The organism is Methylobacterium oryzihabitans (assembly GCF_004004555.2).
Taxonomy (GTDB): Bacteria; Pseudomonadota; Alphaproteobacteria; order Rhizobiales; family Beijerinckiaceae; genus Methylobacterium; species Methylobacterium oryzihabitans.
In genome coordinates, this window is record NZ_SACP01000025.1 from 1 (window position 1) to 24347 (window position 24347).

Annotated in this window: 22 protein-coding genes, 3 pseudogenes and 1 other annotated feature; of the genes and pseudogenes, 15 read left to right on the top strand and 10 right to left on the bottom strand. The window is 67.3% G+C overall.

The features are described 5' to 3' along the window. Positions 1-428: 428 nt before the first annotated feature. Positions 429-902: a VOC family protein gene (locus tag EOE48_RS21110; protein WP_127732864.1), complete on the bottom strand. Its 474-nt coding sequence runs from the start codon at positions 900-902 to the stop codon at positions 429-431. 157 nt (positions 903-1059) lie between these two features. Here EOE48_RS21110 and EOE48_RS21115 point away from each other — a divergent pair, with 157 nt between their 5' ends. The 6 genes and pseudogenes from EOE48_RS21115 to EOE48_RS21140 all read left to right on the top strand — a co-directional run bounded on the left by EOE48_RS21115 (position 1060) and on the right by EOE48_RS21140 (position 6662). After that, positions 1060-1509 carry a transposase family protein gene (locus EOE48_RS21115; RefSeq protein ID WP_187371499.1) on the top strand — a complete coding sequence of 150 codons (450 nt, stop codon included), beginning with the start codon at positions 1060-1062 and terminating at the stop codon, positions 1507-1509. A gap of 47 nt (positions 1510-1556) precedes the next feature. Further along, a pseudogene (locus tag EOE48_RS21120) lies at positions 1557-2784 on the top strand (IS3 family transposase). Further along, positions 1838-1954: a sequence feature (AL1L pseudoknot), on the top strand. (Overlaps the previous pseudogene by 117 nt.) A 328-nt stretch (positions 2785-3112) precedes the next feature. Continuing rightward, positions 3113-5215: a calcium-binding protein gene (locus EOE48_RS29315; RefSeq protein WP_187371500.1), complete on the top strand. Its 2103-nt coding sequence runs from the start codon at positions 3113-3115 to the stop codon at positions 5213-5215. A 167-nt stretch (positions 5216-5382) separates the two neighbouring features. Next, positions 5383-5937, top strand: coding sequence for a recombinase family protein (locus EOE48_RS21130; protein WP_127732867.1), 555 nt, complete (start codon positions 5383-5385; stop codon positions 5935-5937). 91 nt (positions 5938-6028) lie between these two features. Next, the gene (locus EOE48_RS21135) at positions 6029-6238 is read left to right on the top strand and encodes a DUF4160 domain-containing protein (RefSeq protein ID WP_246154665.1); all 210 of its coding nucleotides are present in this window, start codon (positions 6029-6031) and stop codon (positions 6236-6238) included. Next, on the top strand, positions 6231-6662 hold the full coding sequence (locus EOE48_RS21140) for a DUF2442 domain-containing protein (RefSeq protein ID WP_127732869.1): 432 nt from the start codon (positions 6231-6233) through the stop codon (positions 6660-6662). The genes EOE48_RS21135 and EOE48_RS21140 overlap by 8 nt, the downstream gene beginning before the upstream one ends. 195 nt (positions 6663-6857) lie before the next feature. On the opposite strand, the gene EOE48_RS21145 is transcribed toward EOE48_RS21140, so the two are convergent. From EOE48_RS21145 to EOE48_RS21160, 4 genes are all read right to left on the bottom strand, one after another. Next, entirely contained in the window at positions 6858-8219 is a 1362-nt protein-coding gene (locus EOE48_RS21145) for a calcium-binding protein (RefSeq protein WP_127732870.1), read from the bottom strand. 366 nt (positions 8220-8585) lie between these two features. Further along, positions 8586-9002 (bottom strand): hypothetical protein, encoded by a 417-nt coding sequence (locus tag EOE48_RS21150; RefSeq protein ID WP_127732871.1) that lies wholly within the window; start codon positions 9000-9002, stop codon positions 8586-8588. A 3-nt stretch (positions 9003-9005) separates the two neighbouring features. Further along, the gene (locus EOE48_RS21155) at positions 9006-9428 is read right to left on the bottom strand and encodes a Ros/MucR family transcriptional regulator (RefSeq protein ID WP_127732872.1); all 423 of its coding nucleotides are present in this window, start codon (positions 9426-9428) and stop codon (positions 9006-9008) included. Between the two features lie 112 nt (positions 9429-9540). Next, positions 9541-10191, bottom strand: a complete 651-nt coding sequence (locus tag EOE48_RS21160; protein WP_127732873.1) for a LexA family protein — start codon at positions 10189-10191, stop codon at positions 9541-9543. 15 nt (positions 10192-10206) lie between these two features. Between EOE48_RS21160 and EOE48_RS21165 the strand changes: the two genes are divergently transcribed. The 8 genes and pseudogenes from EOE48_RS21165 to EOE48_RS21190 all read left to right on the top strand — a co-directional run bounded on the left by EOE48_RS21165 (position 10207) and on the right by EOE48_RS21190 (position 15974). Beyond that, the gene (locus EOE48_RS21165) at positions 10207-10542 is read left to right on the top strand and encodes a helix-turn-helix domain-containing protein (RefSeq protein WP_127732874.1); all 336 of its coding nucleotides are present in this window, start codon (positions 10207-10209) and stop codon (positions 10540-10542) included. 97 nt (positions 10543-10639) lie between these two features. Continuing rightward, positions 10640-10849 (top strand): hypothetical protein, encoded by a 210-nt coding sequence (locus tag EOE48_RS21170; protein WP_127732875.1) that lies wholly within the window; start codon positions 10640-10642, stop codon positions 10847-10849. Between the two features lie 437 nt (positions 10850-11286). Beyond that, positions 11287-11478: pseudogene (locus tag EOE48_RS30530) on the top strand (helix-turn-helix domain-containing protein); the annotation flags it as partial. A 394-nt stretch (positions 11479-11872) separates the two neighbouring features. Further along, entirely contained in the window at positions 11873-12064 is a 192-nt protein-coding gene (locus EOE48_RS29985; RefSeq protein WP_246154672.1) for a hypothetical protein, read from the top strand. Positions 12065-12237: 173 nt separating this feature from the next. Then, a pseudogene (locus EOE48_RS29990) lies at positions 12238-12702 on the top strand (transposase); the annotation flags it as partial. 427 nt (positions 12703-13129) lie between these two features. After that, positions 13130-13963 (top strand): EAL domain-containing protein, encoded by an 834-nt coding sequence (locus tag EOE48_RS21180; RefSeq protein ID WP_246154666.1) that lies wholly within the window; start codon positions 13130-13132, stop codon positions 13961-13963. A 455-nt stretch (positions 13964-14418) separates the two neighbouring features. Further along, positions 14419-14700: a BLUF domain-containing protein gene (locus EOE48_RS21185; protein ID WP_127732877.1), complete on the top strand. Its 282-nt coding sequence runs from the start codon at positions 14419-14421 to the stop codon at positions 14698-14700. 260 nt (positions 14701-14960) lie between these two features. Continuing rightward, on the top strand, positions 14961-15974 hold the full coding sequence (locus tag EOE48_RS21190; RefSeq protein WP_127732878.1) for a Rossmann-fold NAD(P)-binding domain-containing protein: 1014 nt from the start codon (positions 14961-14963) through the stop codon (positions 15972-15974). On the opposite strand, the gene EOE48_RS21195 is transcribed toward EOE48_RS21190, so the two are convergent. Continuing rightward, positions 15958-16410 carry an RrF2 family transcriptional regulator gene (locus EOE48_RS21195; RefSeq protein WP_127732879.1) on the bottom strand — a complete coding sequence of 151 codons (453 nt, stop codon included), beginning with the start codon at positions 16408-16410 and terminating at the stop codon, positions 15958-15960. The genes EOE48_RS21190 and EOE48_RS21195 overlap by 17 nt on opposite strands. Before the next feature lie 571 nt (positions 16411-16981). Between EOE48_RS21195 and EOE48_RS29320 the strand changes: the two genes are divergently transcribed. Continuing rightward, the gene (locus EOE48_RS29320) at positions 16982-17257 is read left to right on the top strand and encodes a hypothetical protein (protein ID WP_187371501.1); all 276 of its coding nucleotides are present in this window, start codon (positions 16982-16984) and stop codon (positions 17255-17257) included. Positions 17258-17484: 227 nt separating this feature from the next. Here the strand turns inward: EOE48_RS29320 and EOE48_RS21205 are convergent, their stop codons facing one another. The 4 genes from EOE48_RS21205 to EOE48_RS21220 form a co-directional block, all read right to left on the bottom strand. Beyond that, entirely contained in the window at positions 17485-20619 is a 3135-nt protein-coding gene (locus EOE48_RS21205) for an efflux RND transporter permease subunit (protein ID WP_127732880.1), read from the bottom strand. An 80-nt stretch (positions 20620-20699) separates the two neighbouring features. Next, positions 20700-21566 (bottom strand): efflux RND transporter periplasmic adaptor subunit, encoded by an 867-nt coding sequence (locus EOE48_RS21210; RefSeq protein WP_127732881.1) that lies wholly within the window; start codon positions 21564-21566, stop codon positions 20700-20702. A gap of 104 nt (positions 21567-21670) precedes the next feature. Next, positions 21671-22312: an OmpA family protein gene (locus tag EOE48_RS21215; protein WP_127732882.1), complete on the bottom strand. Its 642-nt coding sequence runs from the start codon at positions 22310-22312 to the stop codon at positions 21671-21673. Between the two features lie 145 nt (positions 22313-22457). Then, positions 22458-24143, bottom strand: a complete 1686-nt coding sequence (locus EOE48_RS21220; protein WP_127732883.1) for a caspase family protein — start codon at positions 24141-24143, stop codon at positions 22458-22460. Between the last annotated feature and the right edge of the window lie 204 nt (positions 24144-24347).

The following is a 24347-nucleotide window of genomic DNA, read 5'->3' on the forward strand; positions in this document are numbered from 1 at the left end:
TCCTCTTGATGTCCAGCCTGGCTGCTCATCAACCGGAACTCGGACCAGGCTGACCCGCCGCCACACCTCGACACGCGCGCTCCTGCGCCAGCCGTGAAATCAAGCCCCAACCCGACAGGCTGCTAGCTCAGTCGGCATTGTGGCCCGCCGGTGATACGCAGGATGATGTCAGCGAGCTGAGTCGGCTCCTTAGTCGCGCCGATAAGCAAGAAGGGGTGGACCCGGTACGCAGCGCTGTCGCTGCGATGTTTTTGCGGAACGGGATGAAACCGCCAGTCTGGGAGCAAGATGGATCGATTCAAGAACCGTAAGAATCATGATTCGAACAAAGCCGAGGCACTCTCGTCTCGGTCCTAGGGTCAAAACTCAATCAGCTTGGCCGTGTGAAGGGCCGCTGAGGGTGGGAAGCGGACACCCGCCCGGCGGGATCAGTGATCCTCGGCGGTAGCTGGCGGCTGCATGAACTCGATCGCCGCGCCGTCAGGGCCAACGGCGTAGATCACCCGCGTTCCAGCCCGCGCACCGCTCGCGATCGGTTGCGGCGTGCCTTGCGCCTTCCAGCCGTAGGCGGCGATCCGCACCAGAAGCGCGTCGATGTCATCGACCACCAGGGCCAGATGCGCGAAGCCTGGGTCGAACGGCTTGGCTGGCACGCCTGGTCGGTCCGGACCTCGATACTCCAGGAGTTCGATCGTCTGATCCGCCAGCGAAACGATCGCCAGGCGCACCGTCGCCCCATGCGCTCCGGTTACTTGACCGAGGAACTCGCCCCCCATCTCGCCCGTCCGCACGAGGCGTGCGCCGAGACCATCGATCCAGAACCGCAGTGCCTCGTCGAGGGAGCCGACCGCGAAGCCGACATGATCGGCGCGCTGCACGTGGATGCTCGTGTGTTCCGTCATGCAGGACGTTCTACCGGCAAAGGGGCCGCTCATCTGCAATGGGTCGAGAGCTGATCCTCACATTCTCAAGCTGATGGTTCTTGCTCGTTTTGCGTGGACAACGGTGGATTGACCCGGGCCGCTGATGGGTAGGGCTGTCCTCCCCATCGTGGATGGCATGGATATCCCCCTCGCCATCCCCGAGTGCCGTGTTGGGCGGTTCGTCGAGCAGCACGAGGATCACCTCGTCGTCCCGATGCGACTGGACGCAGCTAGTGGCCGATGCCCCGAGTGCGGGCATGCGAGCCGGTCCGTCCATAGCCGCTACCACCGCTATCCCGCAGACCTGCCGGTGTCGGCATTGCAGACCAAGCTCCGCCTTGAGGTACGGCGGTTCTACTGTCGCAACCCGGCCTGCCAACGCCGGACCTTCGCCGAGGCGCCCATGACCCTCCTCGCACCACGCGCCCGGCGCACGCGGCGGCTTGGCGAGGCGCAGGCCAGGGTCGGCCTCGCATGCGGTGGTGCAGGCGGCGCGCGTCTCCTCGCGCACCTCCACATGCCGGCAAGCCGCGCGACCGTGCTGCGGCTCGTCACCCGCCTGCCGATGCCCGACGCACCGGCTTGAATCGCCCCGGGTTTCCCGGAGGCTCCACCTTCTGAGAGGATGGAGCCATGACGAAGCGAACAGCCCCGTTTTCCCCCGAGGTGCGCGAACGCGCCGTGCGGATGGTGCGCGAGCACGAGGGCGAGCACGGCTCGCAGTGGTCGGCGATCCAGTCGATCGCGGCTAAGATCGGCTGCTCGGGCGAGACGCTGAGGAACTGGGTGCGCCAGTCCGAGCGGGATCAGGGTGTACGTCCTGGCCAGACGACGGACGAACGCGAGCGGATCAAAGCACTCGAGCGGGAGAACCGCGAGTTGCGCCAGGCCAACGAGATCCTGCGCAAGGCGAGCGCGTATTTCGCCATGGCGGAGCTCGACCGCCGGTTTCGGCCATGATCCGCTTCATCGACGATCATCGAGAGGTCTACGGGGTCGAGCCGATCTGCAGGGTGCTGCCGATCGCCCCGTCGACCTACTACGTGCACGCTGCCCGACGTACTGACCCCGACAAGCAACCAGTTCGTACTCGCAGCGACGCCGTGTTGATGATCGAGATCAAGCGCGTGTTCGAGGCGAACTTCCGTGTCGACGGCGTGCGTAAGATCTGGCGGCAACTGGCCCGTGAGGGGATCGTGGTCGCTCGATGCACGGTGCGCGGTTGATGCGCCGATTGGGCTTGGCGGGGGTGGTGCGTGGCAGGACCGTGCGCACCACGATCCCCGACCCGGCCGCAGCTTGCCCCCTCGACCGCGTCAACCGTCAGTTCAAGGCTCCACGGCCGAACGCCCTGTGGGTCAGCGACTTCACGGACGTGGCGACGTGGTCGGGCTTCGTCTATGTGGCGTTCGTCATCGATGTGTTCGCCCGACGCATCGTCGGCTGGCGAGCCTCACGCAGCGCTCATGCAAGCTTCGTGCTGGATGCTCTGGAACAGGCGCTGCACGAGCGTCGTCCCGTTCAGGGCAGCGGGCTGGTGCATCACTCGGACCGCGGCTCGCAAGACTTGGCTTTGCGCTACACCGAGCGTCTGGCCGGAGCCGGTATCGAGCCATCGGTCGGCAGCGTCGGCGACTCTTACGACAACGCCTTGGCGGAGACGATCAACGGCCTGTTCAAGGCAGAGGTGATCCACCGACGCGGACCCTGGCGTTCCTTGGAGGCGGTCGAGTACGCCACCCTGGAGCGGGTCGACTGGTACAACCACCGTCGCCTCCTCGCGCCCATCGGCAACGTCCCTCCCGCCGAGGCCGAAGCGCGCTATCATGCCCACGTCGACGACCAAGCCCTGGCCGCCTGACCCAAGCCAATCAGCCTCCGAAAAACCCGGAGCGATTCATCTCAGACGAACTGGAGCTCTGCAGTCAGTCGGACTACTTAGTATCGCGATCCTCAAAGGGCCTTGCGCGACGATGCTGATTTACGAAGCACCAATAAGCAGCTATGCTAGCTAAGCACATCATCGGATTTCCGTACCAATTATTAATATTATGTGTATTCCTAATATATAGCCAGCTCATGAAAAAATATTCGAACTGAAGAAGAAAATCGACATGACTTGACGTCTCATTTCACTTAAGACACCGATAAGCGGATCTGGAACTCCGCAAGCACAGGGAACAAGTGATATGAGCGCGCCGTTCGTTGCATTGAAACAGGGTAGCGAGTTCCTCGTCAACACCATTACTCAGGGCGAGCAGCGAAATTCTAAAATTGCTAACTTGACTAACGGTGGTTTCGTCATCTCCTGGGAGGATCACAGCGGCCAAGGTGGTGATACGAACCGTACTAACATCAAAGGGCAAATCTATAACGCAACAGGCGTTAAAATCGGCAGTGAATTCCTAGTCAATACCACGACATCTGAATTCCAGTTGAGACCTGAGATTACTGGGCTGACGAACGGTGGCTTCGTTGTCTCGTGGGAGGATAGCAGCCTACAGGGTGGCGACTCAAGCAGTCTTGCCATCAAGGCGCAGATCTACGATGCGAATGGTACGCGGTCTGGTAGTGAGTTCCTCGTCAACACCATTACCCCCGGTGCGCAGCAAAACTCCACGATCACGGGTCTGGCGAACGGCGGCTTCGTCGTTTCGTGGGAGGATCAAAGTGGTGTGGGGACTGACAGGGCCTTCGGACTCAAGGCACAGATCTATAGCTCGACCGGTACGAAGATTGGTGGAGAATTTCTCGTTAATACTATCACACAGGGCAGCCAAAGCTCCCCCAATATCACGGGATTGACGAATGGTGGCTTCGTCATTTCTTGGACTGACAATAGCGGTCAGGGTGGCGATGCGAGCGGCCTAGGCGTCAAAGCGCAGATCTACGATCCAACTGGCACCCGGGTCGGGACTGAGTTTCTCATCAACACCATCACGGATGGTGATCAGCGTGCGTCCACAATTGCATCTCTGACCGGAGGCGGCTTCGTTGTCTCATGGGAGGATAACAATTTCCAACGCGACGACCCAAATCGCGGGAACATCAAGGCGCAGGTCTATGACGCGTCGGGTATGAAGGTCGATGGTGAATTCCTCGCAAATACCATCACTAAGGGCCTTCAGGAAAAGCCCACCGTCACTGGTCTGAGGAATGGAGGTTTCGTCATTTCATGGACGGACCAGAGCGGCGTTCTTAGTTCGACTGGCATCCAAGTCAGAGCGCAAACCTTTGATGCGTCAGGCGCAAAGATTGGCGATGAATTCCTCGTCAACACTATCGCACAGGGTAATCAGTCAAATTCCGGGATCACGAGTCTGACGGATGGCAGCTTCGTCGTCTCCTGGCGCGACAGCAGCGGCCAGGGAGGCGACGCGAGCAGCGGTAGCATCAAGGCGCAGATCTTCGGGGTCTATAACGAAGTTGTCGGACGGGATGGTGTCAATGACCAACTCGTCGGCACGGCAGGCCGCGATCGGCTGACTGGACTGTCAGGTAGTGATCGGCTCGATGGCGGCGTTGGTTCCGATTTGCTGATCGGCGGTCTCGGCAATGACACCTACGTGGTGGACGACCCGGGCGACGTCGTGACCGAACTGGCCGGCCAGGGCTTCGACTCCGTCCTCACCAGCCTCGCCACCTACACCCTGGCCGACAACGTCGAATCCCTCGCCTACACCGGTCCCGGCAACTTCGTCGGCACCGGCAACGACCTCGCCAACCTCATCACCGGCGGCATCCGCAGCGACCGGCTCGATGGCGGTGCCGGCGCCGACACGATGGTCGGCGGGATCGGCAACGAGACCTATATCGTCGACAATGCCGGCGACGTGGTGATCGAGCAGGCCGGCGAGGGCATCGACCGGGTGCTGGCGAGCACCAGCTACACGCTCGGCGACAACGTCGAGACGCTACAGTTCGGCACCAGCGCCTCGCTCGCCGGCACCGGCAACGACATCGCCAACCTCCTGGTCGGCAACCGCGGCGCCAACGTCCTCGACGGCCGGGGAGGGGCCGACACCCTGACCGGCGGGCTCGGCAACGACACCTTCGTGTTCCGGGCCGGCGAGACGATCGGCGACACGGTGACGGACTTCGTGCGCGGGACGGACACGCTGGCGTTCTACGGCTTCGGGACCGACGCAGTGCTCTCGCATGGCGTGGGCAGCGACCTCTACACGGTGACCAGCGGCGACGGCCTGACGAGCGGCAGCTTCCGGCTGACCGGCGTCTCCGACCTCGACCTGTCGGCGGGCGCCGCCAACACCGACGCGCGCTTCTTCGCGTGACCTGGGCTGGGGGAGGGGGCGGTCGTCTCCCTCCCTCGGCTCTGCAAACTCGTTTGAATATACCCTAGTGAGACGCCAGCGTGAGACGCTTTTCGCGTCTCGCAAGGGCTGCCTCGGCCGTTAAGAGACGCCATGAACAGACGGTCTAGAGCCATCCGAGACAATCCATGGCCCGCATCGGATACGCCCGCGTCTCCACCACCCACCAGGACCTCGCCCTCCAGCTCGACACCCTCACGGCCGCAGGCTGCGACCTCGTCCGCGCCGAGAAGGTCTCCGGATCCACCCTCGCCGGCCGGGCCGAGTTGCGCACCGTGCTCGACTTCATCGCCAAGGGCGACGCCCTCGTGGTCACCCGCATCGACCGCCTCGCCCGCTCGATCGGCGACCTCCAGGACATCGTGCGCGAGCTGCGTGCCAAGGGCGCGCGGCTTCAGGCGACGGAGCAGCCGATCGACACCGGCACGGCGGCCGGCAAGGCGTTCCTGGACATGCTGGGGGTGTTCGCCGAGTTCGAGACCAACCTGCGGCGCGAGCGCCAGCTGGAGGGGATCGCCAAGGCGAAGGCGGCGGGCGTCTACAAGGGCCGTCCGCCCTCGATCGACGCGGCGCAGGTGCGGGCGCTGAAGGCCGAGGGTGTCGGCCCGGCCGAGATCGCGCGCCGCCTCGGCATCGGCCGCGCCAGCGTCTACCGGATCCTCGATGCCAGGGCACAAGGCTGAGCCTGCAACCAGGCAGCCTTTCATCCGTTCCTAACCGCTTGGGTTTTTGCTATCGTCCATGCCAACGGTTCTGCGGATCGGATCCCTTCGCGTGGTGATCTACCCGAACGATCATCGTCCCCCGCACGTCCACGTCATCGGCGAGGGCTGTGAGGCGGTGTTCAACCTCGACTGTCCCGAGGGGCCGGTCGAGATCCGCGAGAACCATGGCTTCTCGCTCAAGCGGGCCCAGGCGATCGCCCGGGCCCTGGAGGAGAACCTGGAGCAGCTCTGCGAAGCCTGGAGGACGATCCATGGATGAGGCCGCGTTCGACCGGGCCAACCTCGAAGGGGATCGTGTCCGCAAGGCCGGTCCGCACGCCGTTGCGGCGCGCTACCTGGCGGCGCGCAAGCGCCTGGTGGTGGTGCTCTCGACGGGGGCCGAACTGGCCGTGCCCGTGGACGGCATCGAGGGGCTGGCCGGCGCTGCGCCCGAGGACCTGCGCGAGATCGAGGTCACGCCGGCGGGCCTGGGCCTGCACTTCCCGCGTCTCGATGCCGATGTCTACGTCCCGGCCTTGATCGAGGGCGTGACGGGCTCGGCGCAGTGGATGGCCCAGCAGCTCGGCCGCGCTGGCGGCTCGGTGCGATCGGAGCGCAAGGCGCAGGCGTCGCGGGAGAACGGCAAGCGCGGAGGGCGACCGCGGCAGCGCGACCGCGCACCGTTAGAAGGGCGAGGCCGGTGATCGGGGCATGGTGGACAAGCCGAACCCTAAGCAAAAGGCCCCGCCGGCGTGAACCGGCGGGGCCTTTTGCTTAGGGTTCCTGACAAGAACCCGCCCTGGCGCCTGCGAAGTGATTGAAATCGCGGAAGCGAAGGCGGATCGAGAAGCGCTCTGTTCCCCCGGTTGAGCGCAGTGGCACTCCGCCGGGGAGATTTCCTACACGACTACGAAGTCGCTTGCCGAAAGGCTCGGATGCGTTGTCAACTCAGCAAATCGCACCGAAGCGCCTTGTCCCGAGCCATCCGCGTCATAGCTCAGGAAACCTGTTTGTCCGTCGTAAGCAAAATACTGCGAGAAGTCATTGGCTGATAATGTTCCAACGCTCAGGTTGTTGAAGGCGGTACTCGACAATTCTATCTTATCGGTACCCTGCACAAATTCTGCAATCGTGAACAACAACCTGTCCCCGGGTGCCGAAGAAAACCGGAAGACGTCTGCGCCATCACCCCCGATCAGAGTGTCGTAGCCTGTTCCGCCATCCAGAATATCGTTTCCGGCATTGCCGCTGAGCGCGTCACTGCGAACACCACTGATGAGTGTGTCGCCAAAGGCTGAGCCCTCGATCCTCTCGACACCGCCGTATGTATCGCCTTGAGCATCACCGCCTTGACCGGTTCCGGTCGAAAGGTCGACCATCACCGCTGCGCTCGATTGACGATAGTCAACGGCGTCAAGGCCGTTTCCGCCGATGAAACGGTTCGCCCCAGCTCCGCTGATGAAGGTGTCGTCGTAAGCCGAACCGGTGGCACGCTCGATGCCGTTGTAGGTATCGCCTTCGGCATCGCTTCCTGCGCCGATCCCCGTCAGGAAGTTGACGACGACAGCCGCGTTGGCAGAACTGTAGTCGACCGTATCGGTCCCCAAGCCTCCGATCAGTTCGTCGGCTCCTGCGCTCCCCATCAGGATGTCGTGACCTCGGCCGCCTTCCAGAACATCGCTGGTCGCTGCACCGGTGAGGGTGTCGTTGAAGGCCGAGCCGACCACCGCCTCGAAGCGAAGGTAGCTGTCGCCCTCGGCGTCGCCGCCGCTGCCGAGGCCGGTGGCGAGGTTGATGCTCACCGCCGCGGCCGAGGTCGAGTAGTCGAGCGCGTCGAAGCCATCATGGCCGTCGAAGTGCTTCGCCTCGCTGCCGCTGACGAAGACGTCGTTGAGGCGCGTTCCCTGGAACTGCTCGATGCTGACGAAGGTGTCACCGGCCGCCTCGCCGGTATGCACGCCGGTCTTGAGGTTGAGGGTGAGGCCGGTCGCGCCGTAATAGTACGACACGCCGTCGTAGCCGGCGCCGCCGTCCATCCAGTCGGCACCGGTCCCGCCGTCGAAGCCGTCGTCGCCATCGCCGCCGATCAGGCTGTCGTCACCCGCCTGCCCGTACAAGGCGTCGATGCCGCCGCCGCCGATGACCGTGTCGTTGCCGTCGCCGGCGGACACGGTGTCGTTGCCACCAAGCCCGGAGATCTGATCCGCACCGCTCGTACCATTCAGCACATCGTTGGCCGAGGTTCCCCAAATTTCTGCCATGTAAGCCTCTACAACAATGCGACTGGGAAGTTCCCGTCATCGTATCTTGCGCAAGAATTTCTATGCAAAGAACATAACAGATCCCCTTGCGAGATACACGATAGGATACTATGAGGAACTACAATCTATTTTGCAGATATCCATATCATACATTACGTAAAGCGAATCAAGGTAAATAATAATTTACCACAGAAATATAAATTATTACCACATATGCTATGTATATGTATCTGATGAACTAGACATGATCCTCGATGGCAGCACAGACGCTGCACCGATCCGGTGCCGCGCGTCGTCGCCCTGCTGCTGCGCCTGATGGTGTCGCGCGGCATCGCCCCCGGCGAGGTCGGCGCCGGGTAGGGCCGGTCAGGCCGGGCCGAGGACCGCGCAGGCGCTGCACAGGTCCGGCTCGACCCAGGTGCAGCCCTCGGCGCAGGCATCGGCCTGTGAGCAGCCGCAGCCGCGGCAGATCCGGCCGAGTCGGGCCGGCAGGCGTGGGTCCGGACCGGCCTGGACGGACAGGATCTCCGGACGGGCCGCGTCGAGCAACGCCACCAGGACGCCCTGCAGCTCGAATTCCGCCGTGCCGGCCGCGCGCTCGACGGCGGGCGCGAGCAGGCCGCCGGCCGCCGGCGCCGCGCCCATGTCCTCCCGGTTGAGCCGGTGCTGCAGCATCAGGACCGAGGCCAGCTCGACCGCGACGATGCCGAGGGCGGTGCGGTCGACCTCCGGCAGCTCCTGCCAGATGAGCGCGCCGTCGATGCGGGGGCCAAGGCCGGTCACGGCTCAGCCGCGCCGGCCGCCACGGCCGAGGCCGTTGCTCTTGGCGAGTTCGGAGCGTTGCGCCGCGTAGGTGGCCGCGACCATCGGGTAGTCCGGCGGCAGGCCCCATTTCCGGCGGTACGCCTCGGGCGTGAGGCCGCGGCCGGACAGGTGGCGCTTGAGCGACTTGTAGGGCTTGCCGTCCTCGAGGCTGATGAGGTGGTCGGGCGTCACCGTCTTGCGGATCGGGATGGGCGGAGTCGGCCGCTCCGGTTCCGGGGCCGGCGGGGCCGCGAGGGTGGTCAGCGTCCGATGCACCTCGGCGATCAGGCCCGGGACGTCGGAGGGTCGGACCGGGTTCTTCGACACGTAGGCCGAGACGATGGTGGCGGTCAGATCGAGGGTGCCGTCCGGAGCAAGGGCGGGACCAGAAGAAGCAGGCGACACAGGAGCCTCCGTCACATTAAGAACGGAAAATCCGTATCGATTTTCGAAATCGAGTCAATCGCTATGAGTTTGGATTATCTAGCTATCTGATCCGACGGCTGACCACCATTATTCATATCATCGTACCGCGACTGACGAAATTCATTGCAAATCCAAGGACTTTGACTGTTTCTCCAGGAGCAAGATTTTGTGATATAAAAGCATCATACCTCGAATCATCTGAGCAAAAGTGAAAATCTAAACCGCCAGATTTATTGGATTTTACGACGCGAATTGTCAGCTCGCGCAGCTCGCCCTTCGTACGTTCCACGACAACCCAGTCACCGTCGCGTATGCCGCGGGGCGCAGCCTCATATTTGAGAACGATCACATGATCGCCATCCTTGGCTCTGAGATTTATGCTAGGTCCGCCAATCAAAATAGCGAACAAATCTTGTGGCTTGTATGGTGGCTCGATCATGGCTGGAATGGAATATCCAGCGAAATAGTCTTGCGACATGTCTCTCCATAGCCCAGCCTGAGCTTCCCCTACGACGGTTATATAGAACGCAGGCTGCATGGCGTTTATCAAAGATTGCGGAGGCGCAATCCCCAAGATTGTTGCAAGACGTGCCAGTTCGAGAGCACTTAATTCTCGTTCTTGCTTAAGAACCTTACTAATAGCGTCCCTTGGTATGCCAAGCTGACGCGACGCTTCAGCCATAGAAAATCCCGACGTTTCCAGGCCGTTGCGCAGCCAATCTTCTATCTCCTCTCTGGTCATTTTTGCTGTGGGCCCTTGCTTGACATCACTCTTGCATCGCACTCAGGCGCTTTTCCGTCTCTCGCCATTATTGAGATGACGGGCGTTGACCGCGTTTCGAAAATCGATACACAAAGCATCATGAGTCTCGAGCCTGCCGCCTCGATCATCGCGAAGCTTGGAGGACCCGCCCGGACATCCAGGGCGATCGGGCTCTCCCGCTCGACTGTCAGCAAATGGACTTACCCCAAGCATCGTGGCGGCACCGGGGGCCACGTTCCGCATTGGCATATCTCGAAGATCATCGACTTCGCCAAGGCAAACAACATCAAGATCACTGAGAATGATTTTACCCCGAGGATTGTGCGATGACGATGCAAATCCTCAAAATATTCCACGAATGGGTTCGGGTTTCCCCAATTTTCATCTCGTGGATCGAGATAACGGCCCGGCCCGGATGCGTCTCCTGATGGCCGCCCGCTCCAACCTCCGCGGCGGCGTCACCGCCACCATGGCCACCTGCCTGTGCGGCCGGCTGGCGACCGAGCGCAGCGAGGCCGGCCGCTACTTCTGCGCCGAGCACCTGCCGCGCCGGGCGCCGGTCCCGCCGCCGCGCCCGGCCCCTCCCTCCGTTCCCGCCCCCGGCCCGCGCCAGGGCGAGCTGTTCGACCGGACATGATCCGCGGGGGCGGCTCGTCCCCCGCGCTCCGGACTCGGACTCCGCCCATCCCCCGCCCCGCCCGCCTGCGGCCGCCCATCCGCGGCCCGCCCGGCCTCGCCCCGCATCCCCGGCCCTCGTCGGCCCGGCCGCGCCCGATCCGGGCGGCGGCCGGTAGCCCGCCCCATGCGCAACGCCGCGGCGAAAGCCGCTTCGGCGAACGCTCTTGTTCGGCCCGGGACCGCCCGACCTCACCGCCCGCCCGTCCGCCGCGTGCCCCCGCGCCCGCGGCGCCGGGCCTTCGCGCGCCCGGGGCCTGACGTGCCCTGCGGCGCCTCGCGATCCCTTTTGCCCGAGGCCAGCATGTCCGCCCCCCGACGCCGCGCCGCGAGCGCGCCCCCGACCCGATCCTACGCCCGCCCGGCCGCCGGCCCGACCGAAGGGGGCGTGTCGTGACGATGAGGCCCCTCGACATCATCGATCTCGGCCGCCGCCAGCCGATCGCCGAGCCGGTCAACAAGTGCGTGCTCAACGCCCTCTGCGCCCGCAGCGACGGCGACGGCGCCTGCTGGCCGTCGCAGGAGCAGATCGCGGCCGACACCTCCTTCAGCGTGCGGGCGATCCGCCGGGCGCTGCTGTGGCTGGAAGCCGCCGGCTACCTCACCCGGACGGCCCGCCGGCGCGCCAACGGCGTTCGCCGCTCCGACCTGATCGCGATCGACCTCGCCGTGCTCCGGGAGCGCGCCGGCCGGCGGCCCGGCAGTCCGGTGGTGAGCGAGGCGGCCACCGGCCCCACGGACCGTAGCGACCGGCCCTCCAGGCCACGGCCACCGGCCCCACAGTCCGGATTCACTACGTTCGAACAGACAGGGGAACCGACAGGAAAAGAATCCCCCCTTGATCCCCCCGCGAGCGGGGGGGCCTGGCCTGTCTCAGGAATCGGGATCGAGGGAGGGCGGCGCTGCCGCGCCGCAGGGGCAGCCGGACCCGCGGCGCGAGCCGGTCGACGTTCTGACGGCTGCGGCCGAGGAGCGGTTCACCCGCTTGCAGGGCGCCTATCCCAGGGACGGGATCACGCTGGCGGATCTCGGCCGGGCCCGGCGCTACTTCGGCGCCTTCGGCGAGGCCGAGCAGCTCCAGGCGATCGCCGCGGCCGGCGCCTACCGCGAGCAGCTGGCGCGGCGCCCGGATACCCCGCCGAAGGCCCTTCACGGCTGGCTGCGGCAGGGCCGCTAGGCCGCTCCGCTAGGTCGTGTCCCTGGAGTGGTGTAGCTGACCGAGAGCGGGAGATCCCGCCTGCGCGCCCTTCACAGCGCTGGAGCAGGCGGGATCTCTCGCGGGGGGGGGGCATCGGCGGCGACGGGTTAGGATCGGGTTGTGAGCCACCAACCCCGAACCCGGGAGACCCCCGGTGCCGGGTGCACGTCATGCGCAACGTCCTGGCCCATGCCGGCCGCTCAGGCCGGCGCGTCGTCTCGGCCTTCATCGCCACCGCTTTCGCCCAGGAGGACGCTGGGGCTGCCCGCCAGCAGTGGCGGCGGGTGGCCGATCAGCTCCGGCCCAAGGTCCCGAAGCTGGCTGCCCTCATGGATGCGGCGGAGACCGACGTGCTGGCCACCATGGGCTTCCCGGCGGCTCACCGCGCCAAGCTGCACTCGACCAACCCACTCGAGCGCCTCAACGGCGAGATCAAGCGGCGCACCGAGGTCGTCGGCATCTTCCCCGACGAGCCTTCGATCCGCAGGCTCGTCGGCGCGATCCTACTCGAGCAGAACGACGAATGGGCCGTGCAGCGTTGCCGTTACATGACCCTGGAAAGTATCGCCCCGATCGGCGATGATCCCCTCGTCAGCCTGCCTAACCTCGCAGTCTGACCAGTCCGGCCCTGCCGGTCACCGTAGTGGACCAGCCCCAGCTACACCACTCCAAGGAACACGATCCTCCTCGCACGAGCCTTCGATCTGCGCCGAGCGGTCCTCCTGCCCGAGCAGCCCGACCCGAACCGGCGCAACCCGGCGGTGACGCCCAGGACAGGCGATCGGAACGGAGAGCTCGCCCACGGAGGTGGGGCTCACCGGCCAGCGTGCGTACGAGAGGATAAGACTATCGAGCCGCCGTCATGAGGCGTATCTCTGAATTCATCTGAAAAAGCAAAGAAAGTCATATTCATGGTGCCGGCGGTTCAGTGGGGCGCCGAAATTTTGATCGCCCGCACTCGAATTACACAAATTTTATAGCTTCGTCTCTCTAGGGTGTGCGACTGGCTTGGCTGTTGTAGCCGTCCGGGGGGCTCCCTCGCGGATGGCGGTCGAGATCGTCCAGTGCGGCACGTCGAGAGGCGCAACGATGAGCAAGGTCGGGTGTCAGGGCTGCAGGGACGGGGCGCCGCTGCCGTTCGCGTTCACCATGGCCTTCCAGCCGATCCTCGACGTCGATCGGGAAAAGGTCTGGGGCTACGAGGCCCTGGTTCGCGGTGAGGATGGCCAGGGTGCGGGTTGGGTACTGGGGCAGGTCGACGAGGCGAACCGCTACAAGTTCGACCAGGCGTGCCGCGTGAAGGCGATCGAGCTCGCCGGTGCGCTGTTCCCGGATGCCGAGACCAAGCTCTCGATCAACTTCATGCCGAACGCCGTCTACGAGCCCGCCGCGTGTATCCGCGCCACGCTTGAGGCCGCACACCGCGTCGGCTTCGCGCGCCGGCAGATCATGTTCGAGTTCACCGAGAACGAGCGGATCACCGATGTCGGCCACCTTCAGCGGATCATCGCCGAGTACCGCAAGCAGGGCTTCCTGACCGCGCTGGACGATTTCGGCGCCGGATATGCGGGGCTCAACCTGCTGGCGAGCTTCCAACCCGACCTGATCAAGCTCGACATGGACCTGATCCGCGGGATCGCGGCGTCCCCGGCCCGCCAGACCATCGTCGCCGGCGTCACGGCCATGGCGCGGGACCTCGGCGTGACCGTGCTGGCGGAAGGGGTCGAGACCGAGGCGGAGCTGCTCGTGCTCCGGGCGGCCGGCATCCGCCTGTTCCAGGGCTACCTGTTCGCGCGGCCGGAACTGGCGCGACTGCCTGCGGTCCATCGCCTCGACGCCGGCGACCCCACGGAAGCCTCGCCGCCCCGGGCCGCCTGAGGACGCCGCGAGGGCCTGTCGTCCGCCATCCGGCCGGCTGCCGCGCGATGCGGTGTCCGCGGGATGCCGGACCCGGGCTCGACGGGCCTTCTTCACTGCGGCCGGAGCACGATGTGTCAACGCTCTCCCCAGGTGGGCGAGCGGCCGCCGCGTCAGCTCCGCCGTCGAAGCAGGGTTTCGTTAGAGCATTTTCCGACGAAGTGGATACCGGCTCGTCGAAGAAAATGCGGCAAGGTCAAAGACCCAGAGAGCTTCGCGATTGCAGCGCGATCGTGACGTGCTCTAGGGTGATACTCCCATTCTGTAATCATACGGAATCCGATTGATCGCTCGGCGACGCCTGCGGGATCGCTTCGCGATACGGAATCCGGAAGCCATCTTCCGGATTCCGTCTCAGAGGGCCGCCGGGACGCCGCGAGGCAGCCCCCCGCCGGCCGCGGGAGTCGGATATGTCCATGACCCATCAGCTCGTCTGTTTCAGCCGCAACGCCGTACCCGGTAGCGACCGCGCGATGTTGACCACCATGCGCAAGATCCTCTCCGCCTCCCAGCGCAACGTCAGCCGCGACGGGATCACCGGCTTCCTCGTCGTCGACACGACGTGGTTCGTGCAGATCCTGGAGGGCGAGCGTGCCAGGGTGACGGAGAGCCGACGGGACCACGGGCAGGGCGGCGCCCGCTGCGGCGCTCGGGCGCAGGCGGCGCGCGAGGGACGTGACGTGGGCGCTCCAGGATGAGCGAGGATCTCCGTTTCGTTCTTTTCGGCAAACGCGATCGGGCGGACCGGAGCCGGAAGGATCGGCGTGCAATCGAATTGCTGGACCGAATCAGCCAATCGTGACGGCATTGCCCTTCATTTTTCCTGTGGCACGCCGGGAGCAGCAAATCATTCTTTTGCGGATCGTTCTATAAAAAGAACATTCTCGTTGACCGGCCGGCATGGCGCGAAGAGACTGACGTCTCATGAGAGCCTGCCCAACCCTGCGGGGACCGACCGATGCCGGATACGCACCACACCGGAACCCGTCCTCGGGATGCCGGGCCCGCACCGGCCGCCCGCGGCCGCCACGTCCTGGTGATCGGCGCGAGCGCGAGCGGCTTGAGCCTCGCGTCCCATCTTCTACGCCGCGAGGCGCGGGTGCAGGTCACCGTGATCGAGGCGCAGGGCTCCCGCTGCCGCCGCCTGCGCCGGGCCGAGTTCGCGTCCCTGCTGGCAGAGGAGACCGGCCCGCTGCCTCTGGCCCCGCTGCACCTCGTCGAAGCGCTGCGGCAGCATGCGGGGCGCCTCCACGTCGCCGAGACGACCTGCCTGTCCGTTGCGTCCACGCCGCAGGGCGTGGCGGCGCGGACGGCCGACGGGACCACCTATCTCGGGCGCGCCGCGGTGCTGGCCTTCGCCCTGCAACCGCCGGCCTCGGGCGTTCCGCCGCGGGAGAGGAACGCCGCGCTCCGCGCCCTGCGGCTCGACCCGGCCGACCTGCCCCTCGGGACCGGCGCCGCCGCCCTGGTGCGTGCCCTGCGGGCGCTGGTGCGGGAGGCGGGAGGCCGCGGGGTCGGCCGCGACGTGGCGGTGGCGGGCGTGCGGCTGAGCGCCCCGGCCCTCTGGCACGATCTGCCCGACGAGGCGCGCGAGCGCCTGCTGCGCCATGGCCGGCGGGTGTGGGACCGGATCCTCGGCGGCGGGACGGACGGCCCGGCGACGCGCCGTGACGCGCCGAGGCCGAGCGCGCTCCTGCGCGACCTCGTCCTGCGCGGGCTGCTGCTGCCGCGCGCCAGCGGCCTCGCCGTCGCGCCGGGAGCCGCCGACCGGCTGTTCGCCGGTCATCCGGCGGACCTGATGCCCTACGCAGCACCCCGCCTCCTCGACCTCGACGCCGCCTGCGCCTGGCTCGCGGGGCGCGTCGCTCTCACGGGACGCGCGGGGGAGGGAGCCGTCGCGCCGGCCATCGCCCCGCCCGAAGTGCGGCGGGGCCCGGCGCGAGAGGACGCGGCGCTCAGATGTGGTAGGTGAGGCCCGCCTCGGCCTCCGCCTGCGGCATCGCCCGCATCTGCTCCAGGGTCAGGTTGTCGAGGATGCCCGCGATGCTGTTGCGCACCGCCAGCATCGCGAGGCGCACCGAGCAGGCCGCCTCGTCGGCGCAATCCTCGCACGGCCGGTAGGCGGTACGGCTGGCACAGGGAAGCGGTGCCAGCGGGCCGTCGAGGGCGCGCACGACGTGGCCGATGCGGATCTCCTCGGCCGGTCGCGCCAGGGCGTAGCCGCCGCCCGGCCCCTTCTTGCTGTGGACGAAGCCGGCATTGCGCAGGTCGCCCAGGATCGCGTCGAGGAACTTCTTCGGGATCCGGTGCGCCTCCGCGATCTCGGCGACGCCGATGCGGGCGCCCGGGGGCAACCCGGCCAGATGGACCATCGCCTTGAGCCCGTACTTGCCCTTGTTGGTCAGCATCGTCGTCCTGCGTGTGGCGGGGTTCTGCGGAGAGGCGGGCCGGCAAGCGGTGCCGGAGACGGGGGGATTTGTCGACTGGCTCGGTAGACTTCCTGCCAACGGGATGTCGGTACCGCAGGCCGGACGGTGACGGCGGCCGTCTCCGGGATAGAGGACATGATACGGAATCCGGAAGATTGCTTCCGGATTCCGTATCATCAGCCCGCGCGGCGCAGAGCAAAGCTCTGCGCGCACCTGAGCGGAGTCGATTTCCGCATCGCGAAGCGATCAATCGGAAATCGTATGAAAACGACCGACTGAACCGACGGGTGCGATCCGCCGGTTCCGGGTGGGGCCGACGACGTCGCCGCGTAGCTCCGGTTGAGGCCGTCGATGTCGGTCCCGTCCATCCAGGCTTCCAGGGCGTCGGCGACCTGCCAGGACCTCGGCGACCTGCGCGGCCGAGCCCCCAGCACCGGGCCGCGCCCGCCGATGGCGTTGTGGGTGACGATCTCGCGGATCGTCCAGATCTTCTCCGGGCGGGAAGGACTCGACCATCGAGGCGACCGCGTGGTCCCTCCGGATCACCGGGATGCGCCCGACGATCACCGTCATCAGGGCAAAGAACGGGATTCCGGCGGGATCGCGGGCGGTGCGGCGGGTGTCGGCCACCGTCGCGGCGATCGCGGATGTCGACGGGCCGCTCAGGAACGCCGCCTCGGCATGCGCGGCGGCGAAGCCGATCTCCGCGCTTCGCGATGCGGATTTCGGCCTCGCTCAGGCGTGTGGAGCCTCCGGCTCCACCGCGCGGGCTGGTGACACGGGTTCCGGACCGCATCGTCCGAGAATCGTATCAGAGCCTGTTTGACTCTTGATCTAAAGAATGGACTCCTCTTTCCCGGACGACTGGAACGCAATGGAAGGAGATCCGGGATCCAGCACAAGAATTCGCGAAGCGTCCATACTCAGCGACAGTGCTGTCAGACTGAGCCGCTTCGCGGCACATCTGACGTCTGGATCCCGGATCTCCTTCCGCTGACGCTTCACTCGCCCGGGAAAGGGGTGCTTCACGCGGAAAATACCACGACAATCGTATCACCCCTCGCGAGGGGCGGCCGTCGCGGTCTCCGGCGGCGCGCCGGGCGGGGCCCGGTCCCCGGCTGCGCGAGGCGTCCCGACCCGGGCCTGCACCCCGCGATAGAGCCGGCCCGGCAGGTCGGAGACCGCGCACATGAGGCAGAACACCGCCGGCACGAAGATCAGCGACAGCGCGGTCGAGAACAGCAATCCGCCGATCACCGCGATCGCCATCGGCGAGCGGAACTCGCCGCCGGCCCCGACCGCGAGGGCGCTCGGCACCATGCCGGCCACCATCGCGATGGTCGTCATCACGATCGGCTGGGCCCGCTTGCGGCCGGCATCGATGATCGCCTCGTTGCGGTCCATGCCGTGACGCATCGCCTCGATGGCGAATTCCACCAGCATGATCGCATTCTTGGTGACGATGCCCATCAGCATCAGGATGCCGATCCAGACCGGCGTGGTGAGCTGCTTGCCGGTGACGAGGAGCGCCATCACGGCGCCGCCGAGGGAGAGCGGCAGCGAGAACAGGATCGTGACCGGGTGCAGGAACGAGCCGAACAGCATCACCAGCACGGCGTAGACCATCAGCAGGCCGGCCTGCATCACCTCGGCGAAGCCCGCCGACAGCTCGGCGAGGTTCTCGGCGTCCCCCGACTGGCTCACCTGGACGCCCTTGGGCAGGTTCGTCATCACCGGCAGCGCGTCGATGCTCTTGAGCACGTCGCCGAGGGCTGCCGTGCCGACGAGATCTGCCGCCACCGTCGCCTGGCGCTCGCGGTCGTAGCGCGCGATGTTGGCCGGCCCGTCCTGGAAGCCGAGTTCGGCCACGGTCGCGAGCGGGACGCCGCCCCGGGCGGCCGGGCTCGGGATGCGCAGGCCCTCCAGCACCGCCCAGTTGAGCCGGGCGGTGTCGTCGAGCTGGACCCGGACCGGCACCAGCCGGTCGCCGGCGTCGAACTTGGCGAGCGCGGGACCGACGTCGCCGATCGTGGCGACGCGGATCGTCTCCGACAGGGTGTCGGCGGTGATGCCGAAGCGGGCCGCGAGGTCCATGCGCGGCCGGATGCGCAGCTCCGGCCGGTCGAGGGTGGCGCCCGAGATCACGTTGGCCACCGTCGGCAGGCGGCGCATCTGGTTGGCGAGCTCGTTGGCCACGCTCGCGACCGTGCGGCTGTCCTGGCCGGTGACCACGAGCGAGACCGCCCGCAGCCCGTTCTCGTCGACGAACCAGTAGCGGATGTCGGGAAGCTCCCGCAGGCGCCGGTCGACCTGCTGCTCGAGCGCCTGCTGGGTGATCGTGCGCTCGGACTTGGGGGTGTAGTTCAGGATCAGCGACGCGCGGCGCACCTCGGCGGTGCCCTGCTGCGGGCGTCCGCCGTTCACGAACACGCTTCTCACCTCCGGGATCGCCTTCAGCTCCGCCACGATGCCGTCGGTGACCCGCTGGGTGTCGGAGATGAGGGAGCCCGGCGGCAGCTCGACCGAGAGCAGGGAGCGGGCGGTGTCCTGGGCCGGCAGGAAGCCCTCGGAGAGGAGCCGCATGCTGGCGAGCGAGGCGGCGAACAGGCCGATGCCGAGCAGCACGGTGACGAGGTAGTACCGCACCGACTTGCCGACCAGCCAGACATAGGCCCGCTCGATCCGGCCCGGCGGCTTCTCCCCGCGGACCTCCGGCTTGAGGATGTAGGCGGCCAGCATCGGGGTCACGAATCGGGCGGCGAGCAGCGAGAACAGCACCTGCACGGCGATCGTGATGCCGAATTGCTTGAAGAACTGCCCGGCGATGCCGCCCATGAAGCTCGCCGGCGCGAAGATCGCCACGATGGTGAAGCTGATCGCGATGACCGCGAGTCCGATCTCGTCGGCGGCGTCGACGGCCGCCTGATAGGGCGACTTGCCCATGCGGATGTGGCGGACGATGTTCTCGATCTCGACGATCGAATCGTCGACCAGGATGCCGGTCGAGAGGGTGACGGCGAGGAAGCTCACGAGGTTGAGCGAGAAGCCGAGCAGGTCCATCGCCCAGAAGGCCGGGAAGATCGACAGCGGCAGCGACACCGCCACGATGACCGTGGTGCGCAGATTGCGCAGGAACAGGAACACGACCACGACCGCGAGCGCCGCCCCCTCGAACAGCGTCTTGATCGCCGCGTCGTAGTTGCCGACCGTGTAGTCGACCGAGGTGTCGATCAGCGTCAGCCGGACGTCCGGGTGCTCCTCCTGGATCTGGTCGATCTTGGCCTGCACGGCCTTGGCCACCACCACGTCGCTGGCGCCCTTGGCGCGCTTGATGCCGAAGGCGACGACGGGCTTGGCGTCGAGGCTGGCGAAGGTGCGCCGGTCCGCCACCGTGTCGGTGACGACGCCGAGATCCTGCAGCCGGATCTGCCCGCCGGTGGCGAGCGGGATCATCACGCCCTTCAGCTCGTCGAGGGAGCGGGCGCCGGCGAGCGCCCGGATGGCGTAGTCCTGCCCGCCGAGCCGGGTGCGTCCGCCCGCCACGTCGACGTTGATGCCGCGCAGGCGCCGGCTGACATCGACGGCGGTGAGCCCGTAGGCGAGCAGGCGGTCGGGATCGAGCGAGACCAGGATCTCGCGCTCGACGCCCCCGATGGTCTCGAACTGCGCCACGCCGCGGATGCTCTGCAGGCGCCGCTTGACCACGGTGTCGACGAACCAGGACAGCTGCTCGGGCGTCTTGCCGGGGGCTTCCGCGGCGTAGGTCACGATCGGCAGTCCGACGACGTCGACCCGCTGGATCAGCGGCGTCTCGGCGTTGCGCGGCAGGTCGGCCTGGATGCGGGTGATCGCGTCCTTGACGTCGTTGAGGGCCCGGTCGGTATTGGTCTCGAGGCGGAACTGCACCGTCGTCACCGAGATGCCGTCGGTGATGGTCGAGGAGATGTGGCGCACCCCCTCGACGCCCGAGAGGCCGTCCTCGACGGTCTTGGTGACCTGGGTCTCCAGTTCCGCCGGCGCCGCCCCGAACTGCGCCACCGCCACCGAGATGATCGGGATGTCGGCCGAGGGCAGGCGGGTGATCGGCAGCTTGGTGAAGCTCGTCCAGCCGAGGATCAGCAGGATCAGCGAGATCAGGATGGACGGGAGCGGCCGGCGGATCGCCCAGGAGGACACGTTCAGGGACAAGGTCGCTCTCGCCTCGGTTGGGTCTCGGATCGGGAGGAGTGGCCGTCGGGCCGGCCCCGGGCGGTCGCCCGGCTCGCGCGTCAGAACGCCATGCCCGCGTTGGCGACCACCGTGTCGCCCTCGGCGAGCCCGCTGCGGATCTCGACGTCGTCCTGCGAGGAGAGGCCGACGGTGACCCGCCGGGTATCGATGCGCCCGTCGCGCGCCACCACCTGCACGCTGGTGAAGTCGCTGCGGCGCAGGATGGCGGAGCGAGGCACCGAGAGCCCGCAACTCGATGCCGTGTCCACCAGGGCCCGGGCGAACAGGCCCGGCCGCAGCCCGGCCCCGGCCGGCAGCGAGATGAGCGCCCGGCCGAACTGGGTGGCCGGGTCGACGTCGGTCGCCGGCACCCGGACCTCCCCGCGCAACTCCCCGGCCTCGGTCAGCACGCGGGTGGCGGCGTGCTGGCGCACCTTGGTCACGTAGAGGCTCGGCACCTGCACCATCAGGTCGAGATTCCGGTCGGCGACGAGGCGCACCAGCGGATCCGCCTGCGGGCCCGTGAGGGCGCCGACCTGGGCGGTGCTGCGGGCGACGGTCGCGGCTTCGGGGGCCTTCAGGGCGACGCTCGCCGGCAGGCGGGTGGCCGGGCCTGCGCCGGCCGGATCCTCCGGCGCGATCCGGGCGAGGCGCACCAGATCCTGGCCGGCGCTCACGCTGTCGCCCTCCTGCACCAGCACCTCGGCGATGCGGTAGCCCTCGACCGGGTAGGCGAGATAGGTCTCGCTGCGGGGAACGACGTAGCCGGTGACCCGCACCGCATCGGAGAAGCAGGCCTTGCGGGCCTGGACGGTGGCGGGCGCTGCGCTGCAGACGCCCGGCGCGACCGCGGCGAGCCAAGCGGCCAGGAGCCATGTGGCCAGGAGCCATGCGGCGGACGGAACCCGGAAACGGTCGGCGGGCATGAACGGCTCTGCGTCGCGAGCGGACACCCGCGGCGCCGCGCTCGGTGGGGCTCTGGGTCGCCCGCCGCCCCGCGCGGGGGCGGCGGGGGCGTCGTCCCTGCGGCTCAGAAGCGCGAGGCCGACTTCACGCCCGACATGTTGATCGCGGTCACCCGCCGGTTGTTCGCCGCGAGCGGGTTGCCGCGATCCTTCAGCTGCGTCTTGCCATAGCCGACCGCCACGAGGTTGGCCTGCGGCACGCCGTAGTTCTGTACGATGTACTGCCTCACCGCCTCGGCCCGGCGCTCGGACAGGCGCTGGTTGGTCTGGTCCTGCCCCTTGCCGTCGGTGTGTCCGACGACCAGGAAGGTGCTGCCCTTGAGCTGGGCCAAGGCTGCCCCGAGGGTCTTCACCAGCGGCAGCGCCTTGGGGCCGATCGTCGCCGAGTTGTACTCGAACGGGATCTCCAGATCGATGCTCGGCTTGTCGGCCGAGGCGGCGGCGATCTTCTGCCGCTCGGTCGAGGAGAACGAGGTCCGGTTGCGCAGCGTGTCGAGGAAGGCGCGGTCCTCCGTGCTGCCGGTCTCGCCGCGGACGGCGGTCGAGAGGCTGCGGGTCAGGGGCGGCTCGGGCGACAGGGCCTTGAGGATGTCCGCCTCGGTGGGGGCCGTCTGCGCCTGCGCGGCGGCCGAGCCCAGGGCCAGGAGGCCGGCCAGGAGGGTGAGGCGGCCGGTGCGACGGAACCGGACCGGGACTTCGCTCGTCATCGTGATGCTCCTTGTGCGGTCCGCACGGCGAGCGTGCGGTCGGGTCGTGGGGGACGCATGAGACCGGACCTGCTGTGGCCCCGCCCCGGTCCCGGGGCGTGACGGGGGCCTGCCGTCGCGTTGGGCGGATGCTCCGAATCTCCGCTCAACGGATTCCGTATCGGGCGAACTCCTTGGCGACGCCTGGATCCATCGCCAGGGCGTCGCTGATGTCGCTGTTGCCGTCCTGGGTGTCGCCGGTGCGCAGGCGCGCAAGCCCGCGGCCGTAGAGCGACGAGGCCTGCTTGCCGTTGCTCCGCAGGGCGGCGTCGTAGTCGCGAATGGCCATGCCGTGCAGCCCGATCTTGAGGTTGACCAGCCCCCGGCTGTCGAGGGCGTCCGGGAAGTTGGGACGCAGCTTGAGGGCCTCGTTGCAGTCGCGCAGGGCACGGTCGAGCTCCTCGATCATCGCCCGGACCCAGCAGCGGTTGTTGAGGGCCTCGACGTCCTGCGGGTTGAGGCGGATGACCTCGTCGAAATCCGCGAGCGCCGGCCGGAACTCGCGATGGATCGCGTGGAGCTGGCCCCGTCGGTAGAGCGCGGCCGCATCGGCGGGGTTGCGTTCCAGCGCCCGATCGAGATCGGCCTTCATGCGCTGGTCCTCGCGGGAATAGGCGAGGACCGGGATGCTGGCGGGTGCAGGCCTCGCGGCCGCGTCGAGCCGGTCGATCTCGGCCTGAGCCCGGTCGGCCCAGGCGCCGGTCGGGTAGCGGGCGACGAAGGCCTGGTAGGCCTCGCGGGTGTTCGTCCGCTTGGCGGTGGCGAAGTCCCGGGCCGGGTCCGGCACGGCGACGACCGCCGGCGACGTGCCGGTCTCGGGCAGCCTGGCGGCGTCCGCGGGCCTCGTCAGGTCGGGCTTGAGCGCATCAGGCTTGGCTGCCTCGGGCAGCTTTGCGGGCTCGGGCAGCTTGGCGGGCTCGGGTGCGGCCTTCGCGGGGTCCGGCTTCGTCGCCTCGGTCCGCAGCGGCCCGGCTGCGGTGGCCGCCGCGATCTCGATCTGCCGCGGCGGCTTGCCGGCCACCGGCCGCGGATCGCTCCAGCCCCCGCCCGAGCCCTCCTTCAGGGTCGAGAAGATCCATGGCACCTGGGCGCCCTGGCTGGCGGCCGAGACGCCGGCCCGGGTCTTGTCGAAGGCCGGTCGGGACAGGCCGTCGCTGCCGACCGCCCGGACGAGCTCCTCCGCGAAGGCGCTGCGGGTGCCGGTGCCCGGACGCAGCATCGTGCCGGGGGCGGTGGAGTGGACCAGCAGGGTGTTGGCCGGCGGATCGGTCGTCGGCGCGAGGCCGGTCGAGAAGCTTCGGAAGCGCCGTTCGAACGGATTGCGGTTGGCCGCGTCGAGCACCACGACCTTCATCTCCGCGCCGCGCCGGTCGATCTCCGCCATCACCCCGTCGACGGTCACCCCGTCGCGCTGCAGGTCGGCCTCGCTCCAGATCTGGCCGTCGACCGGGACCAGGTAGTTCTTGCGGGCCGACTGGATGCCGTAGCCCGAGAAGTAGAACAGCACGCTCGACCCGGGCTTGATCTTGGCGAAGAACGCCGTCAGGGCGTCGTTCATCGTGCGTTTGGTGGCGTTCTCGGCGAGATCGACGGCGTAGCCCTTCCGCTGCAGGGCCGCCCCGAGGGCGCGGACGTCCTGGACCGGCGTGGTCAGCGGCGCGTCGCCGTCCGGATACTGCGCGTTGCCGATCAGGAGCGCCACGCGGTCCTCCCGCTTGGTCTCGGCCGCGGCCGGGCGCACGAGAGAGGCCCCCGCCGCGAGCACGATGCAGACGAACCACCACGCACGCATACGACCCTCGAAGATGTCCGCAGAGGCCAGATTTCAGCCATGGGATCTTAAAACCACCCGGCGGTGCTGACAAGTTTGACGGATCTATCCGGAGCAACGGCGCCGCCAGTCAACGGCGAGTGGCGGCCCCCACGATCCATTCGCCCTGAAGGCGGCACGCCCGATCGGGCCAAGCATAAACCGCGCATCGCTCTCTCCGTCCCA